Origin of the sequence: Bacillus sp. OV166, from assembly GCF_900177675.1 — a bacterium.
GTDB lineage: Bacteria > Bacillota > Bacilli > Bacillales > Cytobacillaceae > Neobacillus.
The window spans coordinates 407,571-424,447 of sequence record NZ_FXWM01000001.1; the positions used below are offsets into that span (position 1 = coordinate 407,571).

Sequence of the window (16,877 nt, forward strand, 5' to 3'; positions counted from 1 at the left end):
ATTCATTATTATAATAATTGTGTTAGCACTCATTCGTAGAGAGTGCTAATAAGTCAGAATTACATATATTTTTGAGGAGGTTGTTTGATTTGTTAAGACCATTAGGTGATCGTATTATCATTGAGCTTGTTGAATCAGAAGAAAAAACTGCAAGCGGGATCGTATTACCGGATTCAGCGAAAGAAAAGCCTCAAGAAGGAAAAGTTGTTGCCGTTGGTACTGGCCGCGTACTTGAAAGCGGAGAGCGTGTAGCACTTGAAGTTTCTGTAGGTGATCGTATTATCTTCTCAAAATACGGCGGTACAGAAGTGAAATACCAAGGAACAGAATATTTAATCTTACGCGAATCTGATATTCTTGCTGTCGTTGGCGCTTAAGATTTTTACTTAAAAAAATACAAAGAACTTAAAAGATATGAGGAGGTTTTTAAACAATGGCTAAAGAGATTATGTTTAGTGAAGATGCACGCCGCGCAATGCTTCGTGGTGTTGATGCTCTAGCAAATGCAGTAAAAGTTACTCTTGGACCTAAAGGACGCAACGTGGTTCTTGAGAAAAAATTCGGTTCACCACTAATCACAAATGATGGTGTAACTATCGCAAAAGAAATCGAATTAGAAGATGCATTCGAAAACATGGGTGCAAAACTTGTTGCTGAAGTAGCAAGCAAAACTAACGATGTTGCCGGTGACGGTACAACTACTGCAACAGTTCTAGCACAAGCGATGATTCGCGAAGGCTTAAAGAACGTAACTGCTGGTGCAAACCCAATGGGTATCCGTAAAGGGATCGAAAAAGCAGTTATTGCAGCTGTTGAAGAATTAAAAGCAATTTCTAAACCAATCGAAAACAAAGCTTCGATCGCACAGGTTGCTTCCATCTCTGCTGCTGATGAAGAAGTTGGCCAATTAATTGCAGAAGCAATGGAGCGCGTTGGGAACGACGGCGTAATCACTATTGAAGAGTCTAAAGGCTTCACAACTGAATTGGATGTAGTAGAAGGTATGCAATTTGACCGTGGTTATACTTCTGCATACATGGTAACAAACACAGATAAAATGGAAGCTGTTTTAGAAAATCCATATATCTTAATTACTGACAAGAAGATTGCTAGCATTCAAGAAATCCTTCCTGTACTTGAGCAAGTAGTTCAACAAGGTAAGCCGCTATTATTAGTTGCTGAAGATGTTGAAGGTGAAGCACTTTCTACTCTAGTAGTTAACAAGCTACGCGGAACATTCAATGCAGTTGCTGTTAAAGCTCCAGGCTTTGGCGATCGTCGTAAAGCAATGCTTGAAGATATCGCTGCACTAACTGGCGGGGAAGTAATCACTGAAGAACTTGGCCGCGAACTTAAGACAACTACAATTAGCTCTCTAGGACGTGCTGCTAAAGTTGTTGTTACAAAAGAAAATACAACAATCGTTGAAGGTGCAGGAGATTCTGCTGAAATCGCAGCTCGTGTAAACCAAATCCGTGTTCAATTAGAAGAAACTACTTCTGAATTTGACCGTGAAAAATTACAAGAGCGCTTAGCTAAATTAGCTGGCGGTGTAGCAGTAATCAAAGTTGGTGCTGCAACTGAAACTGAATTAAAAGAGCGCAAACTTCGCATCGAAGACGCTTTGAACTCAACTCGTGCGGCGGTTGAAGAAGGAATCGTATCCGGTGGTGGTGTAGCCCTTCTTAACGTATACAGCAAAGTTGCTGAAATCCAAGCTGAAGGCGATGTAGCAACTGGTATCAACATCGTATTACGTGCGATGGAAGAGCCTGTACGCACAATTGCTCACAATGCTGGTCTTGAAGGATCTGTTATCGTTGACCGATTAAAGCGTGAAGAAATCGGTACTGGTTTCAACGCTGCGAACGGCGAATGGGTAAACATGATTCAAGCTGGTATCGTTGACCCAACTAAAGTTACTCGTTCTGCATTACAAAACGCTGCATCTGTAGCAGCTATGTTCTTAACAACTGAAGCAGTTGTTGCTGACAAACCAGAACCAGCTGGCTCAGGCATGGGTATGCCTGACATGGGCGGTATGGGTGGAATGGGCGGCATGATGTAATCATGTCCCCAGAATCTCTTTGAGATAAGGGATTATAGCTCCTTATATACTTTGGAAATTACCTAAGGGTAACAAAAGGGTAACATTTTCTCTAATAAGGATCTGAATTAGAGGTTTTCCATTAGTTCTTTGAACTTTTGGGAGGCCTCTTTTTTCATTTCTTTTGTTACATGTAAATAAACATTCTTCGTAGTGTCTTCGTCCTTATGTCCTAAACGTTCCATAATCTGAGGTAGGCTTACACCCGCTTCAGCTAGTAGGGATGTATGAGTATGACGTAATGAGTGTGGAGTAAGTTCAGTGTTTAAACCAGCAAGTTTTAATAATCTTCTCATACGATTTTCTATTTTTTTAATGTAATATGGATAACCAGGTAGTTCATCATCGATACTAGCAAATACAAAGTCTTGATTATGGTAAACATCTCTATATCTCATGATCGCTTTGTTTTGCATGGTTTTGTGCTTTAGTAATTCATTGACCACAGTTTCATCTATATCAATAATACGTACTGAAGTGTTAGTTTTAGGTGTTAGTAGCTTGTACTCTTTTCTGTTATTAGTTGGATTGTAATATGTTTTAGAAATACTAATAGTTTGTTCTTTTAAATTAATATCCCTCCATTTTAAAGCACAAAGCTCCCCTGTACGCATTCCTGTGTAAGCTAGTAATAAGAAGATAGTGTAGTCATGGTCTAATCCCATTTTTTTTGCTATGTCCAGAAGATGTTTAAGTTCTTCTTTCTCTAGATACTTGGGAAAATCCCTTTTTTCCTCTATTTCTTCAACTGTTTTTTGGTTCTTAGGTACATGAGTGAATTCAGAGGGGTCTGTCCTCAATACTCCTAGTTCAACTGCTTTTTTGAAAATCATCCTACCGGTTCTATTAGCACCTTCTATTGTATTTTGAGCATAGCCTCTTTTCTTTAAGTCATTTAATGCTTCTTGATATTGACGTCGTGTTATACTTTTTAATTTTAATTTAGCAAAATAGTCTAGAAGGCGTTTTATTTCGTGTTTCCTGATACGAATTGTACTTTCTTTTACGTTTCCTTTTGCTTCATATATGGAAAGCCATTCGTAAGCAAAATCTTCGAATGTTGAGTTAGTTTCTTCTACATATATTCCTTGGTTAATTTCATTTTTAAGAATAGCAGCAGCAGCTTCTGCTTCTTTTTTGGTACGAAACCCTCCCTTCTTCTTTTGTTTTCTCATTCCTGTTTTAGGATCTTTACCTATATCCTCAATAAAAGCCCAACTAGCACCGCAACTACACTTTTTACCTTTACATTTGCAACGGGGTTTATAGTAATAAGTCATTATATGTCACGTCCTTCTTCGTCTTTTTTTCTATTTCTATAAGCTTCTTGTTTACATGCAGCGGAACAATATTTCTTGCGTCTTGTTTTTACGAAAGGTAACCCACAGTTTTTATTTGCGCATTTGTATATATTTCTGTCGTCATTGATGATTTGCCATAGGTCATAATAAATTGCTGCTAACAAGTATTGTGTGTATCTGCTTTCTACTACTTTGAAGCTTTTAGTCAGAGGGTTACGAACAATATCGCTAACACTTATTTGTATTCCTCCTTTTAGACGTGACTCTAAGATTTTAGACAAGGTATATTGACCAATTTCTAATAATGACTGTTTTCTCATTGTTTCTGGCAACATAAAAATTCTCTCTCCAGTAGTCCAATGAACATTAAACGGTTTATTAATCTGAATCTTTTCAAAGTAAATATCTGATGGATCATGTTCAAAGGGATCTTTTATCTCAATAATCTCTCTAATCTGCTCTTCGGAACTTTCATTCCTGATAACATCATATAACCTTAAAATTTTTTGAACCTCATGTATGTGCCAAAGCCATAGCTCTATTGGCTCGAAAACGCTAAAACCGTAAGTATGAAAGATATAAGACGCCTTTTTAGTGTATTGAGATACTGGATGGGGGCTATATAAATGATTCAAATCAGGATGCTTTATCCCTAATAGGCCATATTTTTTTGAAAATGATTCAATGTCTTTAAAAGTTTTTAAGGTAGCGAATTCATTCATGAGACCTTCTGTATTAAAAATAATTTGGTGAGGGTCTGTTTTGGATGTGTTTAACATTAGTGCTAATGATATATCACGATCTACAAGTATTTTCATTCCTTTTTGCCAACTATTGATACTTTCAGTTAAGAATTCTTCAGAAAAACCTCCAATCTCAACTATTTCCTTTTCCAAGTTCTCAACATTAACTAACTCAACAGGTACTACGTCTATCTCTGTGTTTGCTTCTGTTAGTGGATAAAAGTAATCCATATAACTCACCTCCAAAAAATAGTTACTTATTGTTACGATATCTTTAGTATTTTTATTTATATATCGTAACAAAATGTAATGTAAAGATTATAACACCAACTCCAACCTATAACAACTAAGGAGGTAAAGTAATGAATTTTTATCAAAGAAATGAAGATATCAGAAGAGCTAAAGGATCTATCCCAAATTGGGCGGTTGCTGAGAAGTTGGGTATTCATGAGAATTCTTTCTATCGTCTTTTACGAAATGAAATTTCTTCGGAAAAAAAGAAAGAAATTTTAGAAATTATTGCGCAGCTAAAGTCTGCGCAAAATATTTGACTTTAAGGAGAGATCATAGATGGTTGAGCAAAAACTTCCCGATATTTTAACGGCGCAACATATTGCTGATTATTTGGGTATTTCTCGTCGTCGTGTATATGAACTACTACAAATGAGAGAAGAAGTAGGTGGAATACGCAATTTTCAAATTGGTTTATCAAAGCGGGTTGATAAAAAAGATTTTTTTCAATGGATAGAAGATCAGAAAAGTAATAGCAGAAGGGAGATTTAAAGGAAATGAATTTTTCTGCATTATCACAAAATGGAAGAGCAGCTATAGCTTATGCTAACAAACTTAAATGGGCTGTTTTTCCAATTTATGAACCAATGGATAAATATTGTTCTTGTCAGAACCCAAACTGTACTAGCATTGGGAAGCATCCAAGAGTTAACAGAGGTTTTAAAGAAGCGACTATTAACTTAAATTTAATATCAAATTGGTGGGTGCAATGGCCGGAAGCTAATATTGGAATCGCAACCGGTAAACAAAGTAGTTTGATCGCAGTAGATATTGACCCCCGACATGGTGGAGAAGAGTCACTGATTAAATTAATACACGAATATAGACCTTTACCTAAAACAGTAGAAGCAGTTACAGGTGGTGGTGGTCGCCATATATTATTTAAACCTACTTGTTACATAAGGAATCGGTCAAACCTCTTACCAGGAATTGATATTAGAGGCGATGGCGGTTATATAGTAGTAGCTCCATCACTTCATGAAAGAGGACAAGTTTATGAATGGGATTTGTCAAACCACCCGCTGAATGTTGGGATCGTAGATATCCCCAAATGGTTACTAGATCTAATTCAAGGAGAGAGAAAAACCCATGATAAAAGGCCGGCATCATACTGGATTAATCTCTTTCAGGGGGTTGGAGAAGGAGAGAGAAATATAGCAGCTACCCAAATAACTGGATACCTATTAAGGAGATACATTGACCCTTTAGTCACATATAAAATCATTCAAATGTGGAATGATCAGAACATGCCCCCTCTTAACAAGAATGAACTTTATACAATTGTTAATAGTGTGGCAGGAATAGAACTGGAACGACGTAGAAAGGGGGGGCATCATGGATGATAATCTTCGAAAATTAGCTGAAGATAACGAGGATAAAAAAGAGGAAAAAGAAACCCAATCCCAGGTACTAATTAGATTAGCCACAGGTTTTGAGGTGTTTCACACAAAGGAAAAAGAAACTTATGCCACCTTTAAAGTTAGGGATCATTATGAAACTTGGCCATTGAAAGGAAGTGGATTCAAGTTATGGTTAACAAAGAAATATTTTGAGGAATATGGTAAAGCTGCAGGAGGTCAGGGGATGACAGATGCTTTAAATGTACTGAATGCTAAAGCGTTGTTTGAAGGAAAGGAATATTCTGTTTTCACTCGTATTGCTGAAAAAGATAATGTTATATACATTGATCTTTGTAACGAAAACTGGGAAGTAGTCAAAGTAGATGAAAATGGATGGGAAGTCATAAGTAACCCACCTTGTAAATTTGTACGTTCTAATCTCGTAAAAGAACTTCCTAGGCCAGTAAGAGGCGGAAGCCTAGGTGAATTAAAGCAATTTATTAACTTCCAATATGAGGACGATTGGAAGCTAATAGTCGCCTGGATCCTTGCTGCATTAAGGCCAGGGATACCATATCCACTTCTGAATATTCAAGGAGAGCAAGGTAGCGCCAAAAGTACAACAACAAAAGTGATCAGAGCAATTGTTGATCCTTCTCAAATGCCATTAAGAAATTTGCCTAAGGAAGAACGTGATTTATCAATTGCAGCGAAAAATACTTGGGTACTTGCGTTTGATAACCTCTCGGGTCTCTCGAATATGATGAGTGATGCACTTTGTAAACTTTCTACTGGTGGTGGGCTTGCCACCCGAAAGTTATATAGTGATGATGAAGAAGCTGTTTTTAATATTATAAGACCCGTTATATTAAACGGTATTGACGATATAGCTAAAAGGCAAGATTTGTTAGACCGCGCGATAGTTATATCCTTACCATCTATTAAAGAAGAAAAACGCACTGACGAAAAAACTTTCTGGGAAAATTTCGAAAAATCACATGCCCGTATCTTAGGTGCACTCCTAAATGTTTTAAGCGAAGCAATTAAAGAACTTCCAAGCACAAAGCTAAAAGATAAGCCTAGAATGGCTGATTTTGCCCAGTGGGTAACAGCTGCGGAAAAAGGTTTAGAGTGGGAAGCGGGTGAGTTTTTAACTATTTATACCCAAAATAGGAATGAAGCTATTGATCAAGGTTTGGACTCTGATCCGGTCGCTGTTGCGGTACAGGTATTTATGCAAACGAGAATTAGTTGGGAAGGGACAGCTGCAGAAACCGTCGCTGAATTAGGTAGATATATAGATGAAAGAACGAAATACAGCAAGGCTTGGCCAAGCGATAGGAAGCTAAAAGAGCGCCTAAGGAGAATTGCACCTGGGCTTAGAACAAAAGGAATTGAGTTTTTTGATATAGGACGTACTCAAAAAGGTGCAACATTGAGGTTAGAAAAAACAGGTGGAGTATCGTCATTATCTACACCGAACACTTCAATTAGCAATCAGGTAGTAGATAGTGTTAAGCGGAATGGGAATAAAAGTGTTTCAAGCCACGATACCCGTAACCAGGTTGACGTTAATGTAGATAATGAATATAAAATCCCACCATTATCTAATTATGAGAAAAGTGAACTCATATAATGAGGGCATATAAATATATTCAGGCAGCGGAAGGTACAGGATGCATTTTGGAAGCAGAAGGAGAATATATCAGAGTGATGAATATTGACTCCCTCCCGTCCTCATTAAAAGAAAAAATTAAAGAGAATAAAAGAATAATACTTGATGCCTTATATAGAGATAATCAGGCAAAAGATTCGGGTTTCATTATAGGTGTCCCTGGTGAATTGTACTTCTGCTCGCTGAATAAGTCACGAACTATATATATAGAGCAGATGGGTGAAAGGTGGGAAGTTTACAGGGAAACTTTTATAAATGGAAGATTTAGTTCTAAAAATATAAGGTTAATATGTGTTGATTCTTCATTTAAACATGTTCTATTAAAGGCGAAAGGTTATGTAGATTACTGGCAACGAGTATATAAATAAAATGGTATAAGAATATAGCGATAAAGAGCACTTTTTGTATAAGAAAAATGTCTGGAGGGCTTGCTATTATCACTTTTTTGTTAGGAGGTAATTAATATGGCTGTTAGTAAAGGAACAATTAGACTAATAAAACCTCAAGATGTTCGAAGAATGCTAGCAAGAGTAATAAATGAATTGTTGCTTGAAGAACCTCCAACTATTGACCGTGCTAGGGTTATTGCAACTTTATCCAATAGTATTATTAAAGCTATGGAAGTAGGAGAGTTAGATGAAAGAATTAGGGCTATAGAGGAGCAGTTAGGAGCTAATGGAGGTTGAGCTTAAAATTGCGTCTTGCTAAAATTGAAAAACGATTTATTGATGAGAGAGGGAAACTGCAAGAGAATTCTGGTGAAGATATTATTAGTGACTGGTTAATTAACAATTGTCATGAGTACCGCGAATGTATAAGGCAGTTATTCCGATTACAGTGTAAAGTTAATCAAAGTGTAGACGATTGGCAGGAATGGACAGAGCCGTATAGAAGCAGTGTAGAAAAAATACTACTCTGTATGGAAGACCTAAGGCAAAAAATTTGGACGTGATTAATAATGAAATACATCAAAATAAGAATACCTAAAGCAACTGTATATTTTACCCCAGTAGAAATAGAAAAACTCTTAAATAAGAATATCGAAATTACAAATAAGCTTCTTACACAGCAAACTGAAATATTTAAAGAAGGGTTAAAACGGGGTAAGTGCTTTATCAGATCTTCTAAGCAGAAGATACGTGAAGAAAGAAAAATATAAGAAACATGATGAGGAGCCAACCAGCACGAGCTGGAAGGCTCTTTTTACTTTATCTGTTTAAATTTCGTTTCTAAAATCGAAAAACACATGTTGAAATTTATGGAACTTGCTGATATGATAAATATCATAATAAGGTTGAGGTGATTGATATGACTGAGTTTAGAGAATATGTGGGATCGGTTATACGCTTGTATAGAGAGTCGAAGGGGCTAACGTTGAGAGAATTAGCTGAAGATCTAGACGTTCCTTTTACATCTCTTTCGAAAATGGAGAGTGGGGACCAGAGGATAGATAGTGAATTTCTAGTTAAGGTAGCGGACTATTTTGGGGTATCAATTGATACAATGCTCAATCGATCATTCGAAGAGATAGAAAGGAATACCCACCAAAGAGAAAGTGAGCTAGGTTTTCGAGATGCTCTAAAATATATACTCGATAATTATCAAGTAGCAAGATCTGAGTTGTTTAAGAACCACAAAATGGGCAACCATGTACGAAATGTTATTAAGAACATGATTGTAGAAGAGGCAGGGTTAGATGAGAATCGTTTCTTTATAGTTGGTTCAGTTGGGCAAGGGCAATGGGCTGAGATTCCATGGATTTCAATATTTATTAAAGACATCACTACAACAGCTACAAGGGGTTATTACATCGTTTACTTGTTTAAAGCGGATATGAGCGGTGTGTATATATCCCTTAACCAGGGCTGGACTTATTTTAAGAATAAGTATGGCACTAAATTGGGGCGTGAAAAAATACAGTCGACTGCAGACATTATCAGGAGAAAGTTAAATACTGCACCGTTTAATATGACTGCAACAGAAATCACCTTAGGAGGACGAGGGGATTTAGCGCAAGGGTATGAGAATGGTCATATTTATGGGCGACTATATGATGCGAACAACTTACCTAGTTCAAAGGAGTTTATTAGTGACCTAAAAGAATTACTGACTTCATACAAAGAAATTGAATATATGATGGGCAATAGATCTGTAGATCAATTTAATGACTACTTATTGCTAAGCGATGATGGTCAGTATTTAGAAGAAGATCAGGAACAAGAAGAGTATTTTCAGGATAAAATACAATCGGCCCTTGGATTAGAGGTAAAGGCAGAAGAAAGGACTTCGACTGAAGAAGAAGATACAGAGGATAATCCGATGCCAAAGCCAGATCCTGTTTTTGATAAGTCAGGAAAGGAACGTTGGCCAAGAGATGCTCAGGTTGCAGCAAAGGCTCTTCGTTTATCCGAATATAAGTGTGCATACGATGAATCACATACTTCATTTACTTCGAAAGTTACCGGAAAAAGATACTTAGAGGTGCATCACCTGGTGCCGATGAAGTATCAGGGTGAGTTTAAGGTAAGTTTAGATAGAACTGCGCAGCTACTTGCGTTATGCCCTACATGTCATCGTCAAATCCATCATGGTACAGATGAAGAAAAAGAGAACATGTTAAGAAAGTTATTTTATGACCGACGTGAAAAATTAGAAGCCATTGGTGTTGAAATAGGTTTCAAAGAACTACGAAAAATGTATGGTATTGAGGGCTGAGTCTAAAAAGAAAGGAGCAATAAAGTGTGGATAGTTTGAAAGAGGCTGTTATAAAATTTCGCGACGAAAGAGATTGGGGAAAGTTTCATAATGCAAAGGATTTAGCGATTTCGTTGAATCTTGAAGCGGGGGAGTTGCTTGAAAATTTCCAATGGAAGTCCAGCGAGGAAGCCACTGAAGCTAAATTCCAGGGAATAAAGGAAGAAATAGCTGATGTAATGATTTATTTACTTCTTCTGTGTGATAGGTTGGATATCAATTTAGAAGAGGTGGTTTATTCTAAATTACAAATGAACGCGGAAAAATATCCAGTGGAAAAATCCTTCGGTAATAACAAAAAATATAATGAATTTTAGGGGGGCAAAAATGTCTCTATTTCCATCAGCATTATATTCATTTGAATTAGTTAAGAAAACACGTAAAGAGATTGAAAAAAATGACTTTATAGACTTTGATATTGATTCCATACCAGTTGTTTACATTCAGCGTGATAACAAGAATCTATATGTGGGTGAAACTACAGACTTTCATGGTCGGTTTTCTTCACACTTAAGAGATACAAGTAAAACATTTAATGAAATCATTATTATTAAAAGTCAATTATTTAATGCAAGCTCTATTAAACACATTGAAACCCTTTTAATTGATTATTTATTGGCTGATAGTAAGTTCAATCTGCTCAATAAAATTAAAGGACAGAATATTCATTCTTATAACGGAATTGAAGATGTGAATAACATGTTCGTGAAAATTTGGGATAAGCTCATTGCCGAAGGAGTTGCTAGCGAGCGGTTAGAGGAGATTCATAACAAATTTATCTATAAATATTCACCATTTAAGGTGCTCTCTGCTAATCAAATTGAAGTTTGTCAAGACATCTTAGATGCGATGATTACTACATCAGAAAGCCGACACTTAATTACTGGAGATCCAGGTACAGGTAAAACAATAGTATTGACGAATATCCTATATGCGCTCGTTTATGACCAAGAAACTGGAAAGGATCGTGATGGTCTGGATCGTGAAGATGTGGCACTTGTTATTCCTCAAAACCATTCATTAAGTTCATATAAAGACTTAATTAGAAAAGTTGGTTTACATGGCATTACAGTGCTATCACCTTCACAATTCGTTAAAAAGGCAAAAGGGAAAGGTGATAAATATAAATATGTCTTTGTTGATGAAGCGCACCGTCTAAAGCAATATTTCGGTAAGCAAGCTCGGGATTTGAAACATTTGATTACAGCAGATGGTCATACAACTGAGTTAGAATTGATTTCAGATTATGCCTATCATTTAACAGTTGTGTATGATCAGTATCAAACTATTCGTCCAGCGGATATAGATACCGATCACTTTAAACAACTGACAGCAGATTATAAAAAGCACATTTTACGCAAACAGTTTCGTTTGAAGTCTGGGGACCAATATTTAGCATGGTTACGAAAATATTTACAGATTGCAAACGATGTGGCTGTCTATGAAAAAGGATTACTAAAAGGCTATGATTTTAAAGTGATGGATTCCATTTCGGACTTGTACAATACTATAAATGCATTAAACGAAAAACATGATCTATGCCGCGTTGTTGCAGGATACTCTTGGGAATGGGCAACGAAAAATGATGAAAATCTACACGATATCACAGATCCTATTACAGGTGATGAATTTAAATGGAACTCAAAAACAAAAGGTTGGATTAATCAAGAAAATAGTGTAGAGGAAATAGGGTGTATCCATACAATTCAAGGTGCTGATTTAAACTACGTTGGAGTCATCTTTGGAGATGAAATTGACTGTGATTATGCTGGTGAAGTAAAAGGAGACTATGATCTAAGCAAAGCAAAAATCAAAGTAAACCCGGAAAGATATAAAGATCGGAACGGTCTTCCAATTAAAGGCACTGACTTAAACAACGAAGAACTAAAATCTTATATCAAACGTATTTACTACGTATTACTATCCCGTGGTATAAACGGCTGTTACGTATTCGCAACAAATCCCAATATGAAGAGATACTTGAAGGAAATTGTGAGTATCAGTCAATAGCAATAGACATAAGAAGGAGCCGCCTAGAATGAGGAGGCTTCTTTTCAAAATTTGACCACTGAAAGTATTAAAACCTACATTTTTTAAAACGAATCAAAACCATTACAGTGAAAAAATTTTTTGAAAGAAAGGCATCCGAAATGTTACAAAAGGGTGCCTTTTTTATTGACCTCAAATTGACCATGGAACACATTATATATTATTTGGCTAATTCTAAGTAAGGAAGTAAACACACAGAATTAGGACTGGAACCATAGTTCTAATTCCTAGGTATACCCATAAAATGGATAGTAAGAGGAATCAGAAAGAAATGACCCAGACAAAGGAAAGGGAGTGAAGAAAGTAATGGCAAATTTAAAGGGTTTAACCGTAGCACCCCATTATCTGACGTTCAACGCCCTCAGGGGCAACCAGTTCGGGAAAGAAGTGATTTCTATGCAATGCACAGCCGAACAGGTCTTGAAGTTTATCGAGATCGACAGGGAAGTTCAGAGGGATGTAATTGAACAGCATGTAACAGATATCCAGAAATACATCCAATTCGGGCTCGATGGGAACAACATCTATTTCCCTCCCTTAATATTTTCATCAAGAGGGAAAGGGAAATTTACTGATGACGGCTATAAATACCACTTAAATCTTGATGACAAACTGATTGTGCTGGATGGCCAACATCGTATCATTGCATTCGAAATGGTGATAAAAAGGCTCGAGACCAGGGAGGATGCCAACAGCAAACAGAAATTACACACAGCAAAAAATTTCCCATTAACCCTACAAATCTTCACGGATCTTTCTATCCAGCAGGAACAACAGCTCTTTACGGACGTAAACACAAAAGCCTCCAAAGTGAGTAACACACTGCTAGTGATGTACAAACAGAATAACCCGTGTGCGGAACTCGCCAAAGAAATTATCGCCAACCATCACTCGATATCCGAAGATAAATTCGAAGTGCGGAGTAAAACGACAAGGACCAAACTGATGACCGCAGCCACATTGCACAATCTGATCATCACGCTGAATGAAGGAGTCTTCTATACGGCGATGACAACTGGGAGACTCGCAGAGGGGAATATTCAGAAATATAGGAAGAATACTGAGGAATTCCTGAACTTGCTCGTTAAGTATGCCCCAAAGAATGCCTTAAACCGACAGCAATACATTGTTTTTATCCCCAGCGTCCTGTTTGGAATCGCCTTATTTATCCATCATGCTAGGAAAAAGAATCCACCCTTATCAATGGAACGCCTCTTTGACACGGTTATAAAGAAAGTGGATTGGTCTCATCGGAACAAAGATTTCAGGACACTAGGCATTCCCTACAAACAGACAACAAAAAGATACAACTTTTCAAATGGAGCCCGTGGAAGCACCATCATTGCTGGATTTTTAGAAAAGGAATTAGGGGAGGTAGGTTTCAATGGATGATTTTAGACTGATAGGCAGCATACAGGTCATTGACCAGGATGAAAAAAAGGCCTTGATGACGACCCAGATCAAAGTGAGGGATATCCTTACTCGATACCGTATTGATCCGGGCATTAACCGTGACCTCAGCTACAACCGGATACCTAAAATCATTCAATACGTTGATAGCTTTGAAACCGATATCGGGATCTTCTTGCCATCCATCGTCTGTACCTTCCCGGAAGATCCTACCCGTTACTATGACCGGGAGAAGATGGAACTCGTAGTCCCAGCTGGATGCAAGCTTGTCGTGATCGATGGGCAGCACAGGATCAAAAGTTTAGAACAGTATACGACCTCAAAAGGGCTCAGTGAAGAAAAGAAGGAAAGGATCTTAGACAGTGATATGACCCTGCAATTGTATTTTGGCCTAACAATCCTAGACGAACAAACTTTATTCGCGGATATGAATTCGAATTCCAAACGAGTATCGATGTCGCTAATTGCCAATTATGATACAAGGGACTTAATGAACGTGTTGGTGAAGGAGTTGTATAATATTTCAAAACCTTTGCAATCAATTAGGGTAGAGTTTAACAAAAGCAGACTGGTTAGGCCGACAAGTACTCATTTCACTACTAGCGTTCGGTTAAAGAAATTTATCAGCCTGCTTTTATTCGGGAAGAAGGAGCCGAGTTCCAAAGATGAACATCTGATCAAGGAGTATTATGATGAACTGCTCAGTTTTCTAGAACGTTTTTTCCGTGTACTTATAGAAGTCATGCCGCCAGAACCAGGCAATGTTCTGAAATATATGCTAGGGCATAATCCTTTGCAAAATGCCATCGCTCTCTACTGCCATAAAAGAATTATGACTGAAAATACACAGAGGTTCAGTTGGATTGTAAATTGGGAAGAAGTAGTAGGAGAGTTAAGGGATGTGAATTGGACTACCAAAAATCCCGAATGGCGCCCATACATGTTAGTTTCTAGGGCAAATACTCCTTACGAATTTCACCTATTCATTGAGAATGTGGAGAGGGAACTGTTGCGAATCCTAGAGAAAGAGGAAGGAGCACTTAAATTATTGAATGATTGATTGGCGTTCAATCAGGTGAATTTTTTATATTTTTATTTTTTCAGTGGATGCATAAATTCATAAAAATTCCATTATTAAGTATATAATAGGAAGGAAAATTAGAATTCAAAGCGAATATAACTCTCATACCTTTAGTAATAAAATCTTGTTGACAGATTCTGTAATATGGAATATTGTCGAATTTAGAGATAATTACCATGGGGAGGGTTTTGGGTGAATTTAAAAGATGTCTTAGTAATGGAAGTACCTTCAGGAGCCTTAAAAAAGGTAGTAAAAAACAAGGGAATTGACTCGAAATTAAATTCCACTGAAGATATGGCTTCCGCGATTGCTGAGCAAGATATCAGAACAGGAAATGACTTGGCAAATGAGTTTAAATTTGCTGGCAGTACTGCCGTGAATCTAAATATTGTTATGAAGGGTATATCTCCAGATTGGCATAATAAAGATTATTTTAAAACTAAGCTAAGTAATAAGTTTTCACCTGCAATTTTCACCACTGGTATTCGTCCGGTATTAGATAAAATCCCTAGATTAATAAGTGCATATGATCAGGGTACAAAATTGGTGTTAGCATTTTCATTCCTTGGAACACCAAGAAGATATCTTGAAGATTTTCAAATAGTTTCAAGAAGTCCACAAATAGTAGAATATGTTGTAATTCATTTTTCTCCTTTTGCTGTTGAGGTTCGTGCGAGTCATGAACAAAATAAAGTGTTTAGAGATTCGGTAATTGATATAATGGGTATAACACCAAGTGATGTTGTATGGGAGAAAGCAACAAAACTTACTGAAGAACAAGCCAATGAACTTGCAACAAGACTGAAAGCAAGATTACGGGCTGCGAAACATAAAATGACCGAAGGGCCTTATGCAACCAAGGAAGTTACTGCTCATACCCAAATTGATGATCTTGAAAGTGACGAGCAGTATAAACAGGAATTTAGTAACCAACCAATGAAAAAGAAAACACTAGTCTTTGAATATTCTTATAGCTTTGGATATGAAGATAGCATTTCTTACTGTATAACAGATGAAGGGTTATGGATTCGGTCAAAGGCTGGGGAAGAAGTTATTACCTATGTCTTAGACCAAATAATCCAAATTAGGTACCCTTCTGAATCAGATAGTGATGATGACCTGAGTGAAGTGGAAATTGACGAAACACTATCAATCGACACAGGTGAATATATCGAAGAACAATTGGCAATAGACATAAAATAATAAAAGTAAGAAAGTGAGGTGACAGCCGTGCTATTCATTTTAGATGACATTCTTGAAGAAATGGCCTATGAAAACAAAAGTCATTTTTCTCCACACTACATTTGTAACAGAGCATGCATAAATGATCTAAAATCAGTTAGTGAATACTTATTGAAATTAGTAGGTGCTAAGCTTAATGTTTACTATGAAGTAGAATGTCCAGAAGGAGATAGCGATTTTTCGGTTGAATCCCCACTAGTTCTACCCACTGAACCAAGAAATTGTCATATTTGTAACACAGAATATACTCCTGATATAGATAGAGTTTGGATTGCCTTTGACTTCCTACCTGAATATAGGGATTACGTAAAAAAAAAGAGAAATTACAAACAGAAAAACAAACACCTAGCGCTAGTTTAAGAGTTCCCCTACTCGTTGCACGTGATACTAAAGTGGTTGAACTCCTAGCGGCTGGTGTAAAGATTGAACAGCTTGTGATAGGAGATGTGCTTATGGACAATAGTAGAAAAATTGGTGATATGAGTAATAATACATTTGGTGACAATATTAACCTTCAAGGTGACAATGTCAGGCAAAGTAAATTAGAAAAAAGCGGAGAGTTTGATCAAGCATTTGCTTCTCTATTAAAGGACGTAACACAAATTAATGATGAAACTCAAAGAACTCAGGCTCAATTTTTTGCTGAACAATTGAAAGAAGCATATAAAACCAAGGATACTACCAAGGCCCAAACGGTTATCGGATTTCTAAAAAGTTCACTTGGAACTGCAGCCTCTTTAGCCGGAGTTGCCCGTTTTTTTGGCCTAGGGTTTTAAAAATGCCTACTGTTTTAATCACTGAAAGTTTTAATTAGCAAAAAGCACCTTTTGGTGCTTTTTTTGGTGCTATTTATAGAAGGATGGAAAGAGGAGTGATGCTGTTTT

At 37.0% G+C, this 16,877-nt stretch carries 20 protein-coding genes; 18 read left to right on the forward strand and 2 right to left on the reverse strand.

Going from position 1 to position 16,877, the window contains the following annotated elements:
* Window positions 1-89 precede the first annotated feature (89 nt).
* Together groES and groL are read left to right on the forward strand one after the other, a co-directional pair.
* On the forward strand, window positions 90-377 hold the full coding sequence (groES, locus tag CCK98_RS02130) for a co-chaperone GroES (RefSeq protein WP_026565252.1): 288 nt from the start codon (window positions 90-92) through the stop codon (window positions 375-377).
* Between the two features lie 56 nt (window positions 378-433).
* Window positions 434-2,068 carry a chaperonin GroEL gene (gene groL, locus CCK98_RS02135; protein ID WP_088085080.1) on the forward strand — a complete coding sequence of 545 codons (1,635 nt, stop codon included), beginning with the start codon at window positions 434-436 and terminating at the stop codon, window positions 2,066-2,068.
* A 107-nt stretch (window positions 2,069-2,175) separates the two neighbouring features.
* Here groL and CCK98_RS02140 read toward each other — a convergent pair whose 3' ends face one another.
* Together CCK98_RS02140 and CCK98_RS02145 are read right to left on the reverse strand one after the other, a co-directional pair.
* Window positions 2,176-3,387 carry a tyrosine-type recombinase/integrase gene (locus CCK98_RS02140; protein WP_088085081.1) on the reverse strand — a complete coding sequence of 404 codons (1,212 nt, stop codon included), beginning with the start codon at window positions 3,385-3,387 and terminating at the stop codon, window positions 2,176-2,178.
* Window positions 3,387-4,382, reverse strand: coding sequence for a CGNR zinc finger domain-containing protein (locus tag CCK98_RS02145; protein WP_088085082.1), 996 nt, complete (start codon window positions 4,380-4,382; stop codon window positions 3,387-3,389). Before CCK98_RS02145 ends, CCK98_RS02140 begins: the two co-directional genes overlap by 1 nt.
* Window positions 4,383-4,513: 131 nt before the next feature.
* On the opposite strand from CCK98_RS02145, the gene CCK98_RS02150 reads away from it, so the two are divergent.
* The 16 genes from CCK98_RS02150 to CCK98_RS02225 all read left to right on the forward strand — a co-directional run bounded on the left by CCK98_RS02150 (window position 4,514) and on the right by CCK98_RS02225 (window position 16,769).
* Window positions 4,514-4,702 carry a hypothetical protein gene (locus tag CCK98_RS02150; protein ID WP_088085083.1) on the forward strand — a complete coding sequence of 63 codons (189 nt, stop codon included), beginning with the start codon at window positions 4,514-4,516 and terminating at the stop codon, window positions 4,700-4,702.
* A 19-nt stretch (window positions 4,703-4,721) separates the two neighbouring features.
* Complete coding sequence (locus CCK98_RS02155) at window positions 4,722-4,934, forward strand: helix-turn-helix domain-containing protein (RefSeq protein WP_088085084.1); 213 nt, start codon at window positions 4,722-4,724, stop codon at window positions 4,932-4,934.
* A gap of 5 nt (window positions 4,935-4,939) precedes the next feature.
* Window positions 4,940-5,785, forward strand: a complete 846-nt coding sequence (locus CCK98_RS02160) for a bifunctional DNA primase/polymerase (RefSeq protein WP_088085085.1) — start codon at window positions 4,940-4,942, stop codon at window positions 5,783-5,785.
* The gene (locus tag CCK98_RS02165; protein ID WP_088085086.1) at window positions 5,778-7,418 is read left to right on the forward strand and encodes a hypothetical protein; all 1,641 of its coding nucleotides are present in this window, start codon (window positions 5,778-5,780) and stop codon (window positions 7,416-7,418) included. The genes CCK98_RS02160 and CCK98_RS02165 overlap by 8 nt, the downstream gene beginning before the upstream one ends.
* Window positions 7,418-7,825 carry a hypothetical protein gene (locus tag CCK98_RS02170; protein ID WP_088085087.1) on the forward strand — a complete coding sequence of 136 codons (408 nt, stop codon included), beginning with the start codon at window positions 7,418-7,420 and terminating at the stop codon, window positions 7,823-7,825. Before CCK98_RS02165 ends, CCK98_RS02170 begins: the two co-directional genes overlap by 1 nt.
* 96 nt (window positions 7,826-7,921) lie before the next feature.
* Complete coding sequence (locus CCK98_RS02175; RefSeq protein WP_088085088.1) at window positions 7,922-8,143, forward strand: hypothetical protein; 222 nt, start codon at window positions 7,922-7,924, stop codon at window positions 8,141-8,143.
* Window positions 8,140-8,409, forward strand: a complete 270-nt coding sequence (locus CCK98_RS02180; protein WP_088085089.1) for a hypothetical protein — start codon at window positions 8,140-8,142, stop codon at window positions 8,407-8,409. Before CCK98_RS02175 ends, CCK98_RS02180 begins: the two co-directional genes overlap by 4 nt.
* Before the next feature lie 6 nt (window positions 8,410-8,415).
* Complete coding sequence (locus CCK98_RS02185) at window positions 8,416-8,616, forward strand: hypothetical protein (RefSeq protein WP_088085090.1); 201 nt, start codon at window positions 8,416-8,418, stop codon at window positions 8,614-8,616.
* Window positions 8,617-8,765: 149 nt separating this feature from the next.
* On the forward strand, window positions 8,766-10,172 hold the full coding sequence (locus CCK98_RS02190; RefSeq protein ID WP_088085091.1) for an MrcB family domain-containing protein: 1,407 nt from the start codon (window positions 8,766-8,768) through the stop codon (window positions 10,170-10,172).
* A gap of 26 nt (window positions 10,173-10,198) precedes the next feature.
* Window positions 10,199-10,528 (forward strand): nucleotide pyrophosphohydrolase, encoded by a 330-nt coding sequence (locus CCK98_RS02195; protein ID WP_088085092.1) that lies wholly within the window; start codon window positions 10,199-10,201, stop codon window positions 10,526-10,528.
* A 10-nt stretch (window positions 10,529-10,538) separates the two neighbouring features.
* Window positions 10,539-12,221 carry a DUF2075 domain-containing protein gene (locus CCK98_RS02200; protein WP_088085093.1) on the forward strand — a complete coding sequence of 561 codons (1,683 nt, stop codon included), beginning with the start codon at window positions 10,539-10,541 and terminating at the stop codon, window positions 12,219-12,221.
* Between the two features lie 345 nt (window positions 12,222-12,566).
* The gene (locus CCK98_RS02205; RefSeq protein ID WP_088085094.1) at window positions 12,567-13,652 is read left to right on the forward strand and encodes a DNA sulfur modification protein DndB; all 1,086 of its coding nucleotides are present in this window, start codon (window positions 12,567-12,569) and stop codon (window positions 13,650-13,652) included.
* A complete protein-coding gene (locus CCK98_RS02210; protein ID WP_088085095.1) occupies window positions 13,645-14,730 on the forward strand; it encodes a DNA sulfur modification protein DndB in 1,086 nt (361 codons plus the stop codon). The genes CCK98_RS02205 and CCK98_RS02210 overlap by 8 nt, the downstream gene beginning before the upstream one ends.
* A gap of 213 nt (window positions 14,731-14,943) precedes the next feature.
* Window positions 14,944-15,954: a hypothetical protein gene (locus CCK98_RS02215; RefSeq protein ID WP_088085096.1), complete on the forward strand. Its 1,011-nt coding sequence runs from the start codon at window positions 14,944-14,946 to the stop codon at window positions 15,952-15,954.
* 27 nt (window positions 15,955-15,981) lie between these two features.
* Complete coding sequence (locus tag CCK98_RS02220) at window positions 15,982-16,353, forward strand: hypothetical protein (RefSeq protein WP_088085097.1); 372 nt, start codon at window positions 15,982-15,984, stop codon at window positions 16,351-16,353.
* Window positions 16,354-16,445: 92 nt separating this feature from the next.
* Entirely contained in the window at window positions 16,446-16,769 is a 324-nt protein-coding gene (locus tag CCK98_RS02225) for a hypothetical protein (protein ID WP_088085098.1), read from the forward strand.
* Window positions 16,770-16,877 lie beyond the last annotated feature (108 nt).

Bases quoted from the DNA above. Each gene is read 5' to 3' on its own strand.
- groL (WP_088085080.1), top strand. From the start codon at position 434: ATGGCTAAAGAGATTATGTTTAGTGAAGATGCACGCCGCGCAATGCTT.
- CCK98_RS02140 (WP_088085081.1), bottom strand. From the start codon at position 3,387: ATGACTTATTACTATAAACCCCGTTGCAAATGTAAAGGTAAAAAGTGT.
- CCK98_RS02145 (WP_088085082.1), bottom strand. From the start codon at position 4,382: ATGGATTACTTTTATCCACTAACAGAAGCAAACACAGAGATAGACGTA.
- CCK98_RS02150 (WP_088085083.1), top strand. From the start codon at position 4,514: ATGAATTTTTATCAAAGAAATGAAGATATCAGAAGAGCTAAAGGATCT.
- CCK98_RS02155 (WP_088085084.1), top strand. From the start codon at position 4,722: ATGGTTGAGCAAAAACTTCCCGATATTTTAACGGCGCAACATATTGCT.
- CCK98_RS02160 (WP_088085085.1), top strand. From the start codon at position 4,940: ATGAATTTTTCTGCATTATCACAAAATGGAAGAGCAGCTATAGCTTAT.
- CCK98_RS02165 (WP_088085086.1), top strand. From the start codon at position 5,778: ATGGATGATAATCTTCGAAAATTAGCTGAAGATAACGAGGATAAAAAA.
- CCK98_RS02170 (WP_088085087.1), top strand. From the start codon at position 7,418: ATGAGGGCATATAAATATATTCAGGCAGCGGAAGGTACAGGATGCATT.
- CCK98_RS02175 (WP_088085088.1), top strand. From the start codon at position 7,922: ATGGCTGTTAGTAAAGGAACAATTAGACTAATAAAACCTCAAGATGTT.
- CCK98_RS02185 (WP_088085090.1), top strand. From the start codon at position 8,416: ATGAAATACATCAAAATAAGAATACCTAAAGCAACTGTATATTTTACC.
- CCK98_RS02190 (WP_088085091.1), top strand. From the start codon at position 8,766: ATGACTGAGTTTAGAGAATATGTGGGATCGGTTATACGCTTGTATAGA.
- CCK98_RS02200 (WP_088085093.1), top strand. From the start codon at position 10,539: ATGTCTCTATTTCCATCAGCATTATATTCATTTGAATTAGTTAAGAAA.
- CCK98_RS02205 (WP_088085094.1), top strand. From the start codon at position 12,567: ATGGCAAATTTAAAGGGTTTAACCGTAGCACCCCATTATCTGACGTTC.
- CCK98_RS02210 (WP_088085095.1), top strand. From the start codon at position 13,645: ATGGATGATTTTAGACTGATAGGCAGCATACAGGTCATTGACCAGGAT.
- CCK98_RS02225 (WP_088085098.1), top strand. From the start codon at position 16,446: ATGGACAATAGTAGAAAAATTGGTGATATGAGTAATAATACATTTGGT.